Below are 16,345 nucleotides of genomic sequence, written 5' to 3'. Positions count from 1 at the left end.
TCTCACCATAGGAGGCCTCATGGCCGTCAGCCAGTCGTCCGTGCATGTGATCAACCATCTCGACCGTGACTACCTGCGGCAGGCGCTCGAACGTGACGTCAGGATGGGTCTGACGTCCTCGCCCAAGTGGCTGCCGCCCAAGTGGTTCTATGACACGGCGGGCAGCGAGCTGTTCTCCCGCATCACCCGGCTGCCCGAGTACTACCCGACCCGGCGCGAGCTGGCGATCCTGCGGGGCCGTGCCGCGGATCTGGCCGCCGCCTCCCGCGCGGACACGCTGGTCGAGCTGGGGTCGGGCACCAGCGAGAAGACCGAGTTGCTGCTGGAGGCGCTCTCCGCGGCGGGCACCTTGCGCGCGTACACGCCGGTGGACGTGGACGCCGTCACCCTCGAGGCGGCGGCGCGCCGGGTCGCCGGGCGCTTCCCCGGGCTCGACGTGCGGGCGGTGTGCGCGGACTTCGAGCGCCACCTGGGGCTGCTGCCGCGTACCGGGCGGCGGATGGTGGCCTTCCTCGGTGGCACGATAGGCAACCTCGAACCCGTCGCCCGCGGGGTGTTCCTGAAGGAGGTGCGGGCCACGCTCCGGCGGGGGGACACGTTCCTGCTCGGGGCCGATCTGGTGAAGGACACCGAGCGGCTGGTGGCCGCCTACGACGACGCGGCCGGAGTGACGGCCGCCTTCAACCGCAACGTCCTCCACGTGATCAACCGGGAGCTGCGGGCCGACTTCGAGCCGGAGGCGTTCGAGCATGTGGCGTTCTACGACGAGCGGCACGAATGGATCGAGATGCGGCTGCGGGCCGCCAGGGACCTGCGGGTGCGGGTCGCGCAGCTCGGGCTGGAGGTGGACTTCGCCGCGGGGGAGGAGATGCGTACCGAGATCAGCGCGAAGTTCCGGCCGGAGGGGCTGCGGGCTGAGCTGGCCGCGGCGAGCTTCCTCGTCCGCCGCGGTTACACCGACCCGGACGGTGACTTCACCCTGATCCTGGCGGAGGCATGATCCCCGGAACGGGGCAGGTGGCGCCGCCCGCCGGGGCCGGGTGGGCGGTGCGGGCCGGTGAGCTGTGGCGGGCGGCGCGCAGCGTCGTGCCGCCTGGCCATCTCGACGCGGCCGGTTGCAACGTGCCCAGCGACCGGGTGCTCGACGCGGTCGCTGCGCAGCTGCGGCTCGAACGGGAGCGCGGCGGCTACGCGGCCGTCCCTGACCTGACCCCGGCCAGATCGGCCCTGGCCGGGTTGGTCGGGGCCGGTCCGCAGGACGTGGCGTTCCTGGAGAGCGGGACGGCGGCGATGGCGGCCCTCCTGGGCGGGTGGCGGCTCCCGCCGGGCAGCCGCGTCGGCCACGCGCGCACCGAGTACGGCAGCACGCTGATGCTGCTGCACCGCCTGGCCGCCCAGCGGGGCTGGCAGCCGGTCGAGCTCCCGGTGGACGGCGACGCCCGCCTCGACCTCGAAGGGCTGCGGGGCCTTCTGGCGGCCGGGCTCGACCTGGTGATCGTCTCCCACGTGGCCTCCCATCGCGGCGTCGTGCAGCCCGCCGAGGAGATCGGCGCGCTGTGCCGCGCGGCGGGGGTGCCGCTCGTGCTCGACGTCTGCCAGTCACTCGGGCAGGTCGAGGTACGGGGGGCGGGGGCGAGCGCGTACGTGGGGACCTCGCGCAAGTGGCTGGCCGGGCCGCGCGGGGTCGGCTTCCTGATCGTCCCCGGGCTGACGCCGGCCATGGACGCCGCGGTCCCCACCCTCGGCGGCCACCAGTGGAGCGCTGAAGGTGACGGCCCGGTGCCGTTGCCCGGGGCGGTGCGGTTCGAGAGCTCGGAGGCGGCGGTCGCGGCGCGGGCCGGGCTCGGGGCGGCCGTGCTGGAGCATCAGGAGCTCGGGCCGTTCGCGGTCCACGCGCACCTGGCCGACCTCGGTCGTACGGCGCGCGGCGTGCTCGACGGGGCCGGCGGGTGGCGGGCGGTCGAGCCGCTCGACGAGCCGTCCGCCCTGGTCACGCTGCGGCCACCCCAGGGAGACAGCGCGCAGAGCGCCGCCGTCCGGGCCGCCGAGGCGTCGCTGCTGGTCAACGTCGTACCGACCGCCCGCGCGCCGCTGGACCTGCGCGAGCCCGTGCTCCGCGTCTCCCCGCCGCCCGGCACGCCCCTGGAGACCCTGCAGGCCCTGGCCCGTGTCCTCGCCCGCTGACACCGCGGCCCGCCCGCACAGCCCGCCACCGCGGTCAGACGGGGGTCAGACGGCGCTCAGGACCGAGAACCAGACGACCTTGCCGCCGTCCGCCGCGGTCACTCCCCAGTCGTCGGCGATCGCCGAGACGATCTGCAGCCCGCGTCCCGAGAGCGCGTCGGCGTCGGGAGAGCATGGGTGGGGCTCGCCCTCGCCCGGATCGAAGACCTCCCCGTACAACCGGTCCGCACGGTCCTCCAGGCGTAACGCGTACGCCGAGCCGCCGTACCGGACGGCGTTGGTCACCAGTTCGCTGACGATGAGCACGCAGTCGTCGATCAGCCTTTCGAGGCCCCAGCCGGTCAGTTCCGTCCTGACCAGGGAGCGCGCCTCACCGACACCGGCCGGCACCGACGGCAGCAGGAACGCGACCGCGCGAACCGGAGCGGCGGACAAGGAGCTGGGGCGGGGGGACATACGCATCACGTCTCTCAGATTGGGAGCGCTCCCAACTCCACGATAAGCTCTCGCCTTCACTTATGTGAATGCGATTTTGTTACGATTCCGGGCCGGAGAGACCGTCAGGGGATGCGGGCGACGGCGCCGTAGTTGCCCGACGCGCTCGGCTCGTCGGCGCAGGCCAGGTCACGCCCGCCGGGATGCCATTCCGGCACCCACACCAGCCCGGGCTCCACCAGGTCGAGGCCGTCGAGCAGGGCCGCGACCTCTTCCCGGGAGCGGATCGCGAGGCGGGGCAGCGTCATGGCGACCATGTCGCGGATGGCGGGCAGCAGCTCCGGCGGGACGGCGTCGAACGTGGTGTGCAGCAGACCGAGGAAGCTGCCCTTGGGCGCCGTGTGCTGGAGCCGCTTGACGACGTAGTGGGCGTACTCGTCGTCGTCGAGGCTGTGCGACGACAGCAGGAGCACGGCCAGGGGCCGTTCCCAGTCGATGAACGTCTGGACCACGTGGTCCTGGAGCATCTCGTCGATCTCCCGTACGTCGCCGTCCACCACGCGGACCAGGTCGGTGAAGGGCTCGATGGTCGCCTGGGCGGTGGCCACCACCATCGGGTTGTTCTCGACGTACACGACGCGTACGGCGGAGCCGGGCGAGGCGCGGCGGGCTATGTCGTGTAACCGGTTCCCGGCCGAGAGGCCGCTGGGGACGCCGCTGCCCACGATCATGAATTGGTCCACGCCTTCGGCCGCCAGGTGAGCCACCACCCGGGACAGGAATTGCAGAACGGCGCGGGCCGCGGTCGTGAGGGCAGGTGTAACTTGATCAAAATGGCGCACCACGTCTTTGTCCGCCAGGAAGTTGTCCTTCCCACCTGCGGCAGCGTCGAATATCCGAGTGATTCTGGCTTGCGTCGTGTCGAGCCTGGCCAGGTTTCGGACAGCACGTTGGTGCATGAGCGTTGCCCCTTTCCCCTCGCCGCTGACCTTTTTGCGGTAAGCGATCTTTGGACTTCACTCGATGACTCTGACCATATGTTCCAACAATTCCAGTCAATGACAATACGATAGACCGGTTATTTCGGGAAATGTTTGTTACCGGAATCTTCGTGTCACGGCCGGCGCAATAGATCATTCGCGAGTCATGCCTGGTCATCGGCACTGTCAAGCCGCGGCGGGTAGCCGGCGGGCGGCGAGGACAGCCGCCAGGGCTCGTGGACGTACGGGGTCGGCACGCCGGCGAGTTCGGGCACATAGCGCCGGACGTAGTCGCCCGAGGGGTCATAGCGCTTGGCCTGACGCAGGGGATTGAAGGTGCGATTGGGGCGGGTGTCGTTCCCGGTGCCCGCGACCCATTGCCAGTTGCCCGAATTGTCGGCCACATCGCCGTCGAGCAAGTGCTCGAAGAAGTGCCGTACGCCGTCCCGCCAGTCGAGGCCGAGATGCTTGACGAGATAGGCGGCCGTGATCAGACGGGCCCGGTTGTGCATCCAGCCCTCGGCGAGCAACTGCCGCATTCCGGCGTCCACGATGGGCAGCCCGGTCATCCCCGCCTGCCACGCCTGCAGCGCGTCCTGGTCGTGCCGCCAGCGCCGTTCGGGGTGGCGGTAGTTCTCGCGGTTGATGCGCGGGAACGCGTACGTCACCTGGTGGTGGAAGTCCCGCCAGCAGAGCTGGCGGACGAAGGCCTCGCTGCGCTCGGCCCGGCAGGCCAGCTCCAGCGGCGACAGGCAGCCGAAGCGGAGGTACGGGCTGAGCCGCGAGGTACGGTCGCCCGCCAGGTCGTCGTGCCCGCCGGCATAGCCGTCCAGCCCCTGCCGCAGCCAGCGGTCGGCGCGCTCGCGGGCCGCCGACTCGCCGCCGGTCATCGCCCCGGGCGGCTGGGGCCGGGGCAGCCGCCCGGCGGCCAGGCCGGAGGGCGTCCGCACCGCGCGCGGCGGCGGCAGCACCGGGCGCCGGGGGTGGCGGGTCCAGGCGCGCCAGTAGGGGGTGAAGACCCGGTAGTGGTCACCGCCGCCCGAGGGCCGCAGCGCGTCCGGGGGCACGACGGTGACGCCGGGGAAGCACAGGTACTCGATCCGCTCCCGGGCGAAGCGCTCCTCGCGCCGCCTGGCGAGCGAGCTGACGTCCGCACCGGCGCAGATCGTCGTCGCGCCCACCTCGGCGGCCAGCTTCATCGTCTCGCGGACGACGTCGCCCTGCCGTACGACCAGGTCGCCCTCGCGGGCGCGGAGCGCGGCCCGCAGATCGGCCAGGCACTCCAGGAGGAAACCGTGCCGATTGCCCTCCGGTACGGCCGGATCCAGCACGAACAGCGGCACCACCCGCTCGGCCCGCTCGCAGGCGGCGACGAGGGCGGGGTGGTCGTGGACGCGCAGGTCCCTGTTGAACAGCACGATCGCCGTGGGCATGGGGACAGTCTGAGCCGGACGCCGTTCGCCGGGCTCGCTGGAGCGCCGGGGGAGACCGGCCAGGAGCTCCAGGTGGACTGCTACGTTCGGACGTCCACAGGGCGGAGACGGCTCCTGCGGGCGGCAGCCTTAGGGTGCAAGTCATGGAGGCAGAGGTGGGGCCGCGCCGTTACGACTCGTTGCGCCGTACGACGCAGGCGCTGGAGACGCGGGCGGAGATCGCCCGAGCCGCGCGGCGGCTCTTCGTCGAGCGTGGCTGGGCGGCGACGACCGTACGCGACGTGGCCCGCGAGGCGGGGGTCTCCGTGCCGACGGTCTATTCCGTGTACGGCAACAAGACCGGCCTGACCCGGGCCCTGGCCGACGCCGCCGACCTGTCGGCCGACCCGTCCCAGCAGCTCGCGGAGCTGGAGGCCCCCGGGACGGATCCCGCGCGGCAGCTGGCCGCGATGGCCGGCTTCGACCGCCGCCTGTACGAGCGCGCCGGTGACGTCATCGCCCTGCTGCGCGAAGCCGGCCGCGTCGAGCCCGAGCTGGCGACGGTCTACCGCGACGGCCGCAGGCGAGCCGACGAGACCCGCACGGCGGTGTTCTCCTCCTGGCCCGCCGGCGCGCTCCGCCAGGGCCTGGACGTGCCGGCGGCCGTGGACGTCTATGCGGGTATGTGCAGCATCGACGTCTACACCACGCTCACGGCCGAGCGCGGCTGGTCACCCGACCGGGTCGAGCGCTGGTGGAGCGAGGCGCTGGTCCGCGAGCTGCTGAGCTGACCCCGGGCGCCGCGATCGGCCTGCCAGGCGAGCGGGTAGCCGGGCGTGCCCCGCCCAGCGCGACGGCCCGCCCGTCGCCGATGGAGGCCACTTAGTCCGAGCAGAAGGCGAAAGTCGCTCGATCATCCGCGATTACCCCCTCCTCTATCGGCGTAACTCGGGTTACATTCACGGTGATTTGCCCTCTCTTATCCCCCCGAGTAGACCGAAGGGAGAGGCAATGAGAGTGAGAACCGCGATCGCGGCCATGTCTGCTGCGGCGATCCTCCTGCCCGCCGCCGCCCACGCCTCCGGGAGCGCCGCGGCGCCGCCGCCCGACAGCGACTTCCAGAAGGTGACGCTCAACGACAATCCGGGCGAGCCGATGGACCTGGCGGTGTTACCGGATTCGAGGGTCCTGCACACCACCCGGCCGGGCGAGGTCTGGTTACACGACCCGAAGACCGGCCTCAACACGCTGGCCGCCCGGCTCGACGTCTACCGGCACGACGAGGAGGGGCTGCAGAGCATCGCCCTCGGGCCCGGTTTCGGCACGGGCTCCAAGAAGGACGACTGGGTCTACCTCTACTACTCGCCGCCTCTCGACACCCCGATCGACGACCCGGCCACGCCGGACGTCAACGAGGGCGACGCCCCGTTCACCGGCACGCCGGCGGACTTCGCGCCGTTCAAGGGGCTGATCCGGCTGTCCCGGTTCCGCTTCACCGGCGCCACCATCGACCTGCGCACCGAGCAGCGCATCCTCGACGTGCCCGTGGACCGAGGCATCTGCTGCCACGTCGGCGGGGACATCGTCTTCGACGCCGCCGGCAACCTCTACCTGTCGACCGGCGACGACACGAACCCGTTCTTCTCCGACGGCTACGCCCCGCTCGACGAGCGGTCCGACCGGAACCCGGCGTTCGACGCCCAGCGCAGCGCCGGCAACACCAACGACCTGCGCGGCAAGATCCTGCGCATCAAGGTCCGCCCGGACGGGTCCTACACGGTCCCGCGCGGCAACCTCTTCCCGCCGGGGACCCCGAGCGCCCGGCCGGAGATCTACGCGATGGGCCTGCGCAACCCGTTCCGCATCGAGGTCAACCGGTCCAACGGTGACCTCTACGTCGCCGACTACTCGCCCGACGCGAGGGAGGCCGATCCCCAGCGGGGTCCGGCGGGGAACGGCAAGTGGACGAAGATCCGCAAGGCGGGCAACTACGGCTGGCCGTACTGCGCGACGGCGCGGCTCCCGTACGTCGACTACGACTTCGCGACCGGCGCGTCCGGCAACGGGTTCGCCTGCGCCGCACCCGTCAACGAGTCGCCGCACAACACCGGCCTGCGCAGGCTGCCGCCCGTGGTCCAGCCGGACGTGTGGTACTCGTACGGGCCCTCGCAGGAGTTCCCCCAGCTGGGCACCGGCGGCATCGGCCCGATGGCCGGGCCGGCGTACGACTACGACCCGCGCGCCGCGCACGGCCGCACCGCCGTGGCCTGGCCCAGGTACTACGACGGCGTCCCGCTCTTCTACGAGTGGACCCGCGACTACGTCAAGGCCTTCCACCGTGACGGGCGGATCGAGGACGTGCTGCCGTCGCTCGTGTTCGACAACCCGATGGACATGGAGTTCGGCCCCGACGGCGCGCTCTACGTGCTGGAGTACGGCGACGGCTACTTCCAGGAGAACCCGGACGCCCAGCTCTCGCGCTTCGACTACATCGGCGGCACCGGCAACCACACTCCCGTCCCGGCCGCCGCCGCGTCGGTGACCGCCGGCCACGCGCCGCTCACCGTCGACTTCACCAGCGCCGGCACGACCGATCCCGACGGGGACCGGATCCGCTACGCCTGGGACTTCGACGCCGACGGCCGGGTCGACTCCCGCAGCCCGCAGGCGTCGTACACGTACCGGCAGAACGGCCTCTACAACGCCACGCTGCGCGTCAGCGACGACGCCGGCAGGTCGGCGGCGACGTCGGTACGGATCGTGGTGGGCAACGCCACGCCGGTCGTCGAGCTGGTCCGGCCCGCCGAGGGGCAGACGTTCACGTTCGGCGACACCGTCGAGTTCGAGGTGCGGGTGACTGACGACCAGCCGGTGGACTGCGCCAACGTGACCGTGGACTACATCCTCGGCCACGACGAGCACGGCCACCCGCAGACCACGGCCCGCGGCTGCACGGGCACCATCCAGACCACCGTGCCGAGCGGGCACGACCCGGAAACCGACCACCTCACCGGCGTCTTCGTCGCGACCTACACCGACCCCGGCGGCGCGGACCTGCCCCCGCTGACCGGCAGCGACGAGGTCATCCTCCAGCCCACCCGTTAGGAGAACCCCCCATGTGCTACGGATACGGCCCCAGCAGGCGCTCGCTGCTCGCCGCGGGCCTCGGACTCGGGGCGGCCGCCGTCGCCGCCGCCTCCCCGGCCGCCGCCGCGGCCACCTCGCACCACCCCGGCAGGAACCGCATCCCCCGGGACCAGATCAGCATCCAGCTCTGGACGGTACGCGACGACCTCGCCAAGAACTACGACGCCACCCTCGCCTACCTGGCCGAGACCGGCTACCCGAAGATCGAGGTCGCGCTCGGCTATTTCGGCCGCACGGCCAAGCAGCTCCGCGCGTTCCTCGACGGGCTCGGCATCCGCGCCAGCTCCAGCCACGACGGCCTCACCGCCGACCAGGCCGCCCTGGACACGAAGATCGACAACGCGCTGACCCTCGGCCAGTCCTTCATGGTCGTCCCCTACCTGAACTCCACCAGTCTGGACGAGTGGAAGGCGTGGGCCGAGCGCATGAACGTCGAGGCGCAGGCCGCCCGCTCGGCGGGTCTGCGCTACGGCTACCACAACCACGCCCACGAGTTCACGACCGACCTCGGTGGCGGGAAGACCCCCTGGGACGTGCTCACCTCCGAGCTCGATCCCCGCCTGGTCCACCTGGAGATCGACATCTACTGGGCGGTCACCGGCGGCGTCGGGCGCGGCGCCGCCGACCCGGTGCGCTTCGCCCTCGACGTCATCCGCAGGGCGCCGCAGCGCGTGCTGCAGTTCCACGTCAAGGACCGGCACCTGGACGGCGACATGGCCGACCTCGGCACCGGGACCATCGACTTCCGGCGGATCTTCGACAAGCACCAGGTGAAGGAGTACATCGTGGAGAACGACACCCCCGACGTGACTCCCCGGCAGACCGCGGAGGTCGGCTACCGCTACCTGCGCAAGCTCAGGTTCTGACCACCCGCCGAGCCCGGCTCAGGGCCGGGCTCGGCGACCGGCGGTCAGCGGGCGAGCCGGCCGCCGTCCACCGGCCGGTCGGGGTGACGGTCAGCGGGCGAGCCAGCCGCCGTCCACGGGGAGCACCACGCCGGAGACGTAGTCGGAGGCGCGGCTCGCCAGGAAGACCGCGGCGCCGCCGAGGTCGCCGGCCGTGCCCCAGCGGCCGGCCGGGATGCGTTCCAGGATGGACCGGCTGCGGTCAGGGTCGTCCTGGAGCGCCCGCGTGTTGTCCGTGGCGATGTAGCCGGGCGCGATGGCGTTGACGTTCACGCCCTTCGCCATCCACTCGTTGGCCAGCGCCTTCGTCAGCCCCGCGATCGCCGACTTGGAGGCGGTGTAACCGGGCACGTTGATGCCGCCCTGGAAGCTCAGCAGCGACGCGATGAAGATGATCTTTCCGCGGCCCCGCTCGATCATCGACCGGCCGACGGCCTGGCTGAGCACGAACTGGCTGTTGAGGTTGGTCTCGATGACCCGGTCCCAGATCTCGCCGGAGTGCTGGGCGGCCGGCTCGCGTTCGATGGTGCCCGCGTTGTTCACCAGGATGTCGACGCCGAGCCCTTCGAGGTGCGCGGCCAGCTCGGTGACGGCCGACCGGTCGGAGAAGTCGGCCTGGAGCGGCGTGAAGGTCCGGCCCGCCGCTTCCACGCGGCGCGCCGCCTCGCTGCCTGACGGCTCCATGGCCGCGCTGACGCCGATGATGTCGGCGCCCGCCCGGGCCAGCGACTCGGCGATGGCCAGGCCGATGCCGCGGCGCGCACCCGTCACGACCGCCGTGCTGCCCGTCAGGTCGAACAACTCCAGGCTCACGCCGCACCCCCTGAGACGTCGACGAGGATCTTCATGGCGCGGCCCGACTCCAGGGCCGCGAACGCGTTCGCCGTCTCGGTGATCGGCACGATCGCGGTGATCAGCTCGCCGGCCGGGATCACCCCCGTGGCGAGGAGCTCGACGGCGCGCTCGAAGTCGGCGCGCTGGTAGACGCGCGCGCCCAGCAGCCGCAGCTCGCGCCAGAAGACGCGCTGCAGGTCGACCGGCCGCGGCTGCGGATGGATGGCCACCACGACGACGGTGCCGCGCACCTTCACCAGGTCCGTCATGCCCAGGACCGCCGCCGCCGCGCCGGACACCTCGAACGCCACGTCCGCGCCGGCTCCCTGGGTCCACTCCTCGACCCAGGCGACCTGGTCGGTGGCCGAGGGGTCGAGCACGCCGAACCCCATGGCCGCGGCGGCCTGCCTGCGCAGCGGGTCGATCTCCACGAGCACCACCTCGGCGCCCTCGTGCCGGGCGACCGCGGCGATGAGCACGCCGATGGGGCCGCCGCCGACGACCACCACGCGGTCGCCCGGGCCGAGCTCGGAGCGCCGTACGTCGTGAACGGCCACCGCCACGGGCTCCACCAGCGCCGCGTGGTCCAGGCGGAGGGACTCGGGCAGGCGGACGAGGAGATCGGCGTCGACGTTCCACAGGCCCTGGAGAGCGCCGGGGGAGTCGATGCCGACGAAGGTGAGGTTCTGGCAGATGTGCTGGTTGCCCGCGCGGCAGGCGGGGCAGGTGCCGTCCCAGTCCAGGGGCATGACGGTGACGTGGTCGCCGGGGGCCCACCCGGTCACCCCGTCGCCCACGCCGGCGATGACCCCGCTCATCTCGTGGCCGACGACGGCGGGCGGTCGCACCCTGGCGTCCATGTGTCCGTGGAGGATGTGCAGGTCCGTGCCACAGATGCCGGTGTAGGCGACCTGGATCTGCACCTGGCCGGACTTCGGGGGAGACGGATCCGCCTCACGGACGCCGATCTTCCGTTCCCCCAGGTAGTTGGCGGTTAGCACCGTTCGGACTCCGATCGTTCTGGCTCAAAACATCAGATGAAAGCTGGCCGAGCTTACGGAATTATCCCAGAAATGGCGGTTTATGGTAGCCAGTCATCAGATGTATCGTGGGCTGGCGATCGACTCGAGCTCCGCAGGAGAGGTGAATGACCGCAATCACCGGCGTCGACGTCTACGACGTCCGCTTCCCGACGTCGCTGAGCCAGGACGGCTCCGACGCGATGAACAAGGACGGCGACTACTCGGCCGCCTACGTCGTGATCAGGACCGACGACCCGGACCTGTCCGGGTTCGGCTTCACGTTCACGATCGGCAGGGGCAACGACATCTGCGTGCTCGCCGCCGAGCAGCGCGGCCTCCCCCTGGTCGGCATGGCGGTGGAGGACGTGGTACGGGACCTGGGCGGCGTCTACCGCCACCTCAAGTCCGACTCGCAACTACGCTGGCTGGGGCCGGAGAAGGGCGTCGAGCACCTCGCCCTGGCCGCGGTCATGAACGCCGTGTGGGACCTGGCCGCCCGCGTCGCCGGCAAGCCGCTCTGGCGGCTCCTGGTCGACATGACCCCCGAGGAGCTGGCAGACGTCGCCGACCTGTCGTACCTGTCGGACGTGCTCACCCGCGACGAGGCGGTGGCGCTGCTGAAGGAGCTGGAGCCGACCCGCGCCGACCGCGTCGCCGAGCTGGCCGAGACCGGCTACCCCTGCTACACGACCAGCGCGGGCTGGCTCGGCTACTCCGACGAGAAGCTGCGGCGCCTGTGCCAGGAGGCCGTCGACGCCGGGTACAAGCACGTGAAGCTGAAGGTCGGCGCCGACCTCGACGACGACGTCCGCCGGCTGCGCATCGCCCGCGAGGTGATCGGCGAGGACGCCAACCTGATGATCGACGCCAACCAGGTGTGGGACGTGCCGCAGGCGATCGAGTGGGTACGCGCGCTCGCGGAGTTCAGGCCGCTGTGGATCGAGGAGCCCACCAGCCCCGACGACATCCTCGGCCACGCCGCCATCCGCTCGGCCGTCGCGCCCATCGGCGTGGCCACCGGCGAGCACGGGATGAACCGGGTGCTGTTCAAGCAGATGTTCCAGGCCCAGGCCATCGACTACTGCCAGCTCGACTCCGCCAGGCTCGCCGGCGTGAACGAGATCCTCGCGGTCTATCTGATGGCCAGGAAGTTCGGCGTGCCGGTGTGCCCGCACGCGGGCGGCGTCGGCCTCTGCGAGCTGGTCCAGCACCTGTCGATCTTCGACTACGTCGCCGTGTCGGGCTCGCTCGAAGGCCGGGTGACGGAGTACGTCGACCACCTGCACGAGCACTTCGTCGACCCGTGCGTCGTCAAGAACGGCGCGTACGTGCTGCCGACCCAGCCCGGTTACAGCGCCCAGATGTACGACGCCACGCTCAAGACGTACACCTTCCCGGACGGCGGCTACTGGGCCAGGGCCACGGAGTCCTGATGCGCCGACAGGAACTGCTCCACCCCGAGCAGGTGCACCCCCATCCGTAGCCGGGCCGCGTCAGGGTCGCGCTTCTTGAGCGCGTCGAGGATCGCCCGATGCTCCTTGTGCGTGTCGAACTCGGCCCCCTCCGCGTTGATGGCCCGCCACAGGCGGGCCCGCACGGTACGGCTGGCCAGCGCCTCGATCAGCGCCTCCAGCGTCGTGTTGTGCGAGGCCGCGGCGATGAGGCGGTGGAACATGATGTCGGCGTTCATGACCGCCTCGTGGTCGACCTGCTCGGCCTGGAGCAGCACCTCCATGGACGCCAGGATCTGCTCGGCCTGGTCGAGCTCCTCCTCGGTGACGCGCATCGCGGCGCGCCCCACGGCCTCCGTCTCCAGCACGCGCCGCACGGCCTGCAGGTCGGCGACGTTCTCGGGGCGGTGGAGGTCCACCAGGAACCCGATCGGGCTCAGCAGGATTTCGGGGTCGAGCGCGGTCACGTAGGTGCCGTCGCCCTGCCGGGTCTCCAGCACGCCGGTGATGACCAGGGCGCGCACCCCTTCGCGGAGCGAGCTGCGGGACACGCCGAGCTGCGCGGCCAGGTCCTTCTCCACGGGCAGGCGGGATCCCGCCGTGAGGGCGCCACTGATGATCATGCGCTTGACGCCCTCGACCACGATGTCGGACTGCGATGCGCGCGGCTCGCGGGTAGTCATCCGACCAGTTTAGGACCCGGTCACGCCGCGCACCGGAGTCACGCGGGTCCGATGCTCGGCGCCTCCCGCGAAGACGTCCTGAGCTTATTTCAGTACGCAAATATTGAGTACGATGGCTTCGTGACGCGATGGCTCAACGACGACGAACAGCGCGCCTGGCGGGCCTTCGGGCTGGCCAGCCGCCTGCTGACCGACCGCCTGGAGCGCGACCTGCTGGCCGGGGCCGGCATGCCGCCGACCTACTACGAGCTGCTGGTCCTGCTCTCCGAGGCGCCTGAGCGGACCATGCGCATGAGCGAGCTGGCGCACTGGACCAGCTCCAAGCCCAGCCGCATCTCCCACGCGGTCAACAAGCTCGAAGAGAAGGGATGGGTGCGCAGGGAGCACTGCGTGGACGACCGGCGCGGCTGGCTCGCGGTCCTGACCGACGACGGCCTGGCGGCCCTGCGGGCCACGGCTCCCCGCCACGTGGCCAGCGTGCGCGAGCACCTGATCGACCTGCTCACCCCGGAGCAGCTCCGGCAGCTGGAGGACATCAGCCAGGTCCTCCTCGATCACCTCACCGAGCCGGGCGGCGCGCACTAGGCCAGCCGGGGCTCGTCCCGATGACGCATATACGCGCCGTCAACGTTCCGCATGCGGGCGGGTCCTACGGTCGTGGGCCATGTCGAGTCATCGGATATCGCCGGAGCACCCGTACCCTCCAGAAGCTCCGGAGAGCGCCGTCACCACGGAGCAGGAGCAGGAGGACGGGGGCGGCGTCATGGCGCTGCTCGAACGCATCGGATCCGTCGTCGTGCCGATCACGGTGGCGCTCTACGCGGTCCTCTACATCGGCGTCGAGCAGATGTACGCCGTCTTCGGCGTCAACCCGCAGCAGGTGGGCGTCGACCAGTCGGTCCTGCTCGGCCGGCTGACGAGCACCCTGGTCCTGCTCCTGCTGATCGCCATCCCGCTGCTCGGCGTCATCGCCGGCCTGGCATGGCTGATCGACAAGCTGACCGGCGGCGCGGCGCACAGGCTCTACCAGGGGGTCAGGAAGCGGCCCTGGATCGCCGCCACGGTCGCGGCGCTGTGGTGCGGGGCGACGTACTGGGGCGTCTTCCGCCTCTTCGGCACGCTGGACCTGTTCGTCATGGTCGTCGTCGCGGTGGGGCTGGGCGCGCTGGCCTTCCTGGTCCCGTTCCGGCTGCTGCGCCGCAAGCCCGTCGGGCGCGCCGGGACGAAGGTGATCGTCGGCGGCCTGACCGGCGTCGGCCTGGGGTTCCTGCTCATCCTGAGCCTGATCGAGGGCGCGATCGACGTCCAGGAGACCGGCCAGGCCAGCGAGCTGCTGAACGCGGTCGGCTTCCAGGACCAGTGGACGGTGGTGAAGAGCGCCGAGGACGACAAGCCGCTCTACGACGGCCGCTGGATGATGCTGCTCGGCGAGAGCGACGGCACGTACGTCCTTTACGACTGCGACAAGCTCGAGACCTTCCGCAGGCCCATGGAGACCACCAACCTCAGCCAGATCCAGCTCGATCCCGAGCGCAGAGCGGGCTTCACCTGCGGCGACCTCGCCCAGCAGGACGGCGGCAGCTAGCCCCGGCCCGTCGGAAGAACTCACACAAGGAGAATGGAATGCTCACTATCCTGCTCGGCGCCGTGATCGGCGGGGCCGTCGTCGGCGGCCTCGGTCGGCTGCTCCTGCCCGGACGCCAGGACATCGGCTGGTTCGCCACCATCGCCGCGGGCATCGTGGCCGCCGGTGTCGGCACCGGGATCGCCTACGTCTTGGGCTTCAGCGAAAAGACCTGGCTGGTGATCGTCGTGCAGCTCGTCCTGGCCGTCGTCTGCGTGGCGGCCGCCACGAGCATGCTGGGCAAGAAAAGCAGGTCCTGAGGCAACGGACGCGGCCGTCGCCGGAGCATCGGACTCCGGTGACGGCCGTTTCGCATGTGCTGGGGTCTGATCACTAGTTATGCACAAGGTGACCGTACGATCACCGCTTGTTTCACACGCTCTGACAACGGAGACGTCAATGTCCAAGATCATTATTGCCGCCACGCCCGCCCACGGGCACGTGGCTCCCCTCCTCGCCATCGCCGCCGACCTGGTGAGGCGCGGTCACGAGGTGACCTTCCTCACCGGCACGAGGTTCAAGGAGCGTACGGAGGCCGTCGGCGCGTACTTCACGGCGCTCCCCGAGGGGGCCGACTACGACGACCGGCGGATGGACCTGGAGTTCCCCGAGCGGAGCCAGCTCCCTCCCGGCCCGGTCCAGCTCGGCTTCGACGTCAAGCACATCTTCGGCGACCCGATTCCGGCCCAGTACGAGGCGCTGCGGCGGCTGCTGGCCGACATCCCGGCCACCGCGGTGATCCACGACAACCTGTTCCTCGGGGCCCTGCCGCTCTCCCTGGCCTCCGGGCCGGACACCCGCCCGATCACCGTCAGCGTGGGCGTCTCGCCGCCGCCCCCGGCGACCGGCTGGGGCCCGGAGATCCACGTGGACGCGCAGCAGCATCTGGAGAAGCTGTTCGAGTCGGTGGGGGTGACCCTTCCCGAGTTCGCGCTCACCGGCCTGATCACCGTCCCCGACCACTACCTGCAGCTGACCGTCCCCGGGTTCGAGTTCCCCCGTGACGACCTCCCGAGCTCCTTCCGTTTCGTCGGCCCCGTGCCGTCGGCGCCTGCCGGGGCCTTCGAGCGGCCGTCGTGGTGGAAGGAACTGTCGGACGGCCGCCCGGTGGTGGTGACGACGCAGGGGACGTTCGCCAACGTGGACCTGGAGGAACTGGTCGTCCCCACGCTGCGCGTCCTCGCCGACTCCGACGCCCTCGTCGTCGCCGCCACCGCGCGGCCGGGCGGCGCCGAGGACGTACGGAACATCATGGGGTCCGTTCCCGACAATGCCCGGGTGGCCGACTTCATCCCCTTCGACCTGCTGCTGCCCCATGCCGACGTCCTGGTCACCAACGGTGGCTACGGCGGGGTGCACACCGCCCTGCGGCACGGTGTCCCGCTCGTCGTCGGGGGCGTCACGGAGGACAAGCCGTTGATCGCCGCCCTGGTCGAGTGGAGCGGTACGGGCGTCAACCTGCGCACGGCGCGACCCGACGACGCCGCACTCCGTTCGGCCGTGAACACCGTCCTGTCGACGCCGTCGTACCGCGCCCGCGCACGGGAGCTGCGCGAGGAGATCAGGGGCTTCGACGCCCTGGAGTCGATCGCCGAACTGGTGGCAGCTCGTCGAGGGTGAGCCGCGATCACATTTCGGTCAGTCCTTGGTCACAAGGGCGGCCTACGA

At 71.0% G+C, this 16,345-nt stretch carries 16 protein-coding genes; 10 read left to right on the top strand and 6 right to left on the bottom strand.

All coding sequences use genetic code 11. The annotated features are described in order from the left end of the window. Positions 1 to 19 precede the first annotated feature (19 nt). Together egtD and egtE are read left to right on the top strand one after the other, a co-directional pair. A complete protein-coding gene (gene egtD, locus ACIBI9_RS23385; protein ID WP_397224270.1) occupies positions 20 to 1,000 on the top strand; it encodes an L-histidine N(alpha)-methyltransferase in 981 nt (326 codons plus the stop codon). Beyond that, positions 997 to 2,184, top strand: coding sequence for an ergothioneine biosynthesis PLP-dependent enzyme EgtE (gene egtE / locus ACIBI9_RS23380; RefSeq protein ID WP_397224269.1), 1,188 nt, complete (start codon positions 997 to 999; stop codon positions 2,182 to 2,184). The genes egtD and egtE overlap by 4 nt, the downstream gene beginning before the upstream one ends. A 45-nt stretch (positions 2,185 to 2,229) precedes the next feature. On the opposite strand, the gene ACIBI9_RS23375 is transcribed toward egtE, so the two are convergent. From ACIBI9_RS23375 to ACIBI9_RS23365, 3 genes are all read right to left on the bottom strand, one after another. Beyond that, positions 2,230 to 2,646, bottom strand: a complete 417-nt coding sequence (locus ACIBI9_RS23375; RefSeq protein ID WP_397224725.1) for an ATP-binding protein — start codon at positions 2,644 to 2,646, stop codon at positions 2,230 to 2,232. A 98-nt stretch (positions 2,647 to 2,744) separates the two neighbouring features. Then, positions 2,745 to 3,578, bottom strand: a complete 834-nt coding sequence (locus ACIBI9_RS23370) for an SAM-dependent methyltransferase (protein WP_397224268.1) — start codon at positions 3,576 to 3,578, stop codon at positions 2,745 to 2,747. 185 nt (positions 3,579 to 3,763) lie between these two features. Continuing rightward, entirely contained in the window at positions 3,764 to 5,032 is a 1,269-nt protein-coding gene (locus tag ACIBI9_RS23365; protein WP_397224267.1) for a cryptochrome/photolyase family protein, read from the bottom strand. Positions 5,033 to 5,175: 143 nt separating this feature from the next. Here ACIBI9_RS23365 and ACIBI9_RS23360 point away from each other — a divergent pair, with 143 nt between their 5' ends. The 3 genes from ACIBI9_RS23360 to ACIBI9_RS23350 all read left to right on the top strand — a co-directional run bounded on the left by ACIBI9_RS23360 (position 5,176) and on the right by ACIBI9_RS23350 (position 9,024). Beyond that, positions 5,176 to 5,802 carry a TetR/AcrR family transcriptional regulator gene (locus ACIBI9_RS23360; RefSeq protein WP_397224266.1) on the top strand — a complete coding sequence of 209 codons (627 nt, stop codon included), beginning with the start codon at positions 5,176 to 5,178 and terminating at the stop codon, positions 5,800 to 5,802. A 220-nt stretch (positions 5,803 to 6,022) separates the two neighbouring features. After that, positions 6,023 to 8,116, top strand: coding sequence for a PQQ-dependent sugar dehydrogenase (locus ACIBI9_RS23355; RefSeq protein WP_397224265.1), 2,094 nt, complete (start codon positions 6,023 to 6,025; stop codon positions 8,114 to 8,116). 11 nt (positions 8,117 to 8,127) lie between these two features. Further along, entirely contained in the window at positions 8,128 to 9,024 is an 897-nt protein-coding gene (locus ACIBI9_RS23350; protein WP_394497940.1) for a sugar phosphate isomerase/epimerase family protein, read from the top strand. A 90-nt stretch (positions 9,025 to 9,114) separates the two neighbouring features. On the opposite strand, the gene ACIBI9_RS23345 is transcribed toward ACIBI9_RS23350, so the two are convergent. Then, the gene (locus ACIBI9_RS23345) at positions 9,115 to 9,876 is read right to left on the bottom strand and encodes an SDR family oxidoreductase (protein WP_397224264.1); all 762 of its coding nucleotides are present in this window, start codon (positions 9,874 to 9,876) and stop codon (positions 9,115 to 9,117) included. Further along, complete coding sequence (locus ACIBI9_RS23340) at positions 9,873 to 10,898, bottom strand: zinc-binding dehydrogenase (RefSeq protein ID WP_397224263.1); 1,026 nt, start codon at positions 10,896 to 10,898, stop codon at positions 9,873 to 9,875. The genes ACIBI9_RS23345 and ACIBI9_RS23340 overlap by 4 nt, the downstream gene beginning before the upstream one ends. A 146-nt stretch (positions 10,899 to 11,044) precedes the next feature. Here ACIBI9_RS23340 and ACIBI9_RS23335 point away from each other — a divergent pair, with 146 nt between their 5' ends. Beyond that, a complete protein-coding gene (locus ACIBI9_RS23335) occupies positions 11,045 to 12,352 on the top strand; it encodes an L-fuconate dehydratase (RefSeq protein WP_397224262.1) in 1,308 nt (435 codons plus the stop codon). Here the strand turns inward: ACIBI9_RS23335 and ACIBI9_RS23330 are convergent. Next, on the bottom strand, positions 12,325 to 13,053 hold the full coding sequence (locus tag ACIBI9_RS23330) for a FadR/GntR family transcriptional regulator (RefSeq protein WP_397224261.1): 729 nt from the start codon (positions 13,051 to 13,053) through the stop codon (positions 12,325 to 12,327). The two genes, ACIBI9_RS23335 and ACIBI9_RS23330, sit on opposite strands and share 28 nt — an antisense overlap. A 120-nt stretch (positions 13,054 to 13,173) precedes the next feature. Here ACIBI9_RS23330 and ACIBI9_RS23325 point away from each other — a divergent pair, with 120 nt between their 5' ends. From ACIBI9_RS23325 to ACIBI9_RS23310, 4 genes are all read left to right on the top strand, one after another. Next, complete coding sequence (locus ACIBI9_RS23325) at positions 13,174 to 13,638, top strand: MarR family winged helix-turn-helix transcriptional regulator (protein WP_397224260.1); 465 nt, start codon at positions 13,174 to 13,176, stop codon at positions 13,636 to 13,638. Between the two features lie 79 nt (positions 13,639 to 13,717). Then, positions 13,718 to 14,638, top strand: a complete 921-nt coding sequence (locus ACIBI9_RS23320; RefSeq protein ID WP_397224259.1) for a hypothetical protein — start codon at positions 13,718 to 13,720, stop codon at positions 14,636 to 14,638. A 38-nt stretch (positions 14,639 to 14,676) separates the two neighbouring features. Continuing rightward, positions 14,677 to 14,937 carry a GlsB/YeaQ/YmgE family stress response membrane protein gene (locus ACIBI9_RS23315; RefSeq protein WP_397224258.1) on the top strand — a complete coding sequence of 87 codons (261 nt, stop codon included), beginning with the start codon at positions 14,677 to 14,679 and terminating at the stop codon, positions 14,935 to 14,937. A gap of 139 nt (positions 14,938 to 15,076) precedes the next feature. Then, a complete protein-coding gene (locus tag ACIBI9_RS23310; RefSeq protein ID WP_397224257.1) occupies positions 15,077 to 16,297 on the top strand; it encodes a glycosyltransferase in 1,221 nt (406 codons plus the stop codon). Positions 16,298 to 16,345 lie beyond the last annotated feature (48 nt).

Source organism: Nonomuraea sp. NPDC050451 (assembly GCF_044458585.1).
The sequence above is the reverse complement of the archived record's forward strand: the minus strand, read 5'-3'. Positions and strand labels throughout refer to the sequence as shown.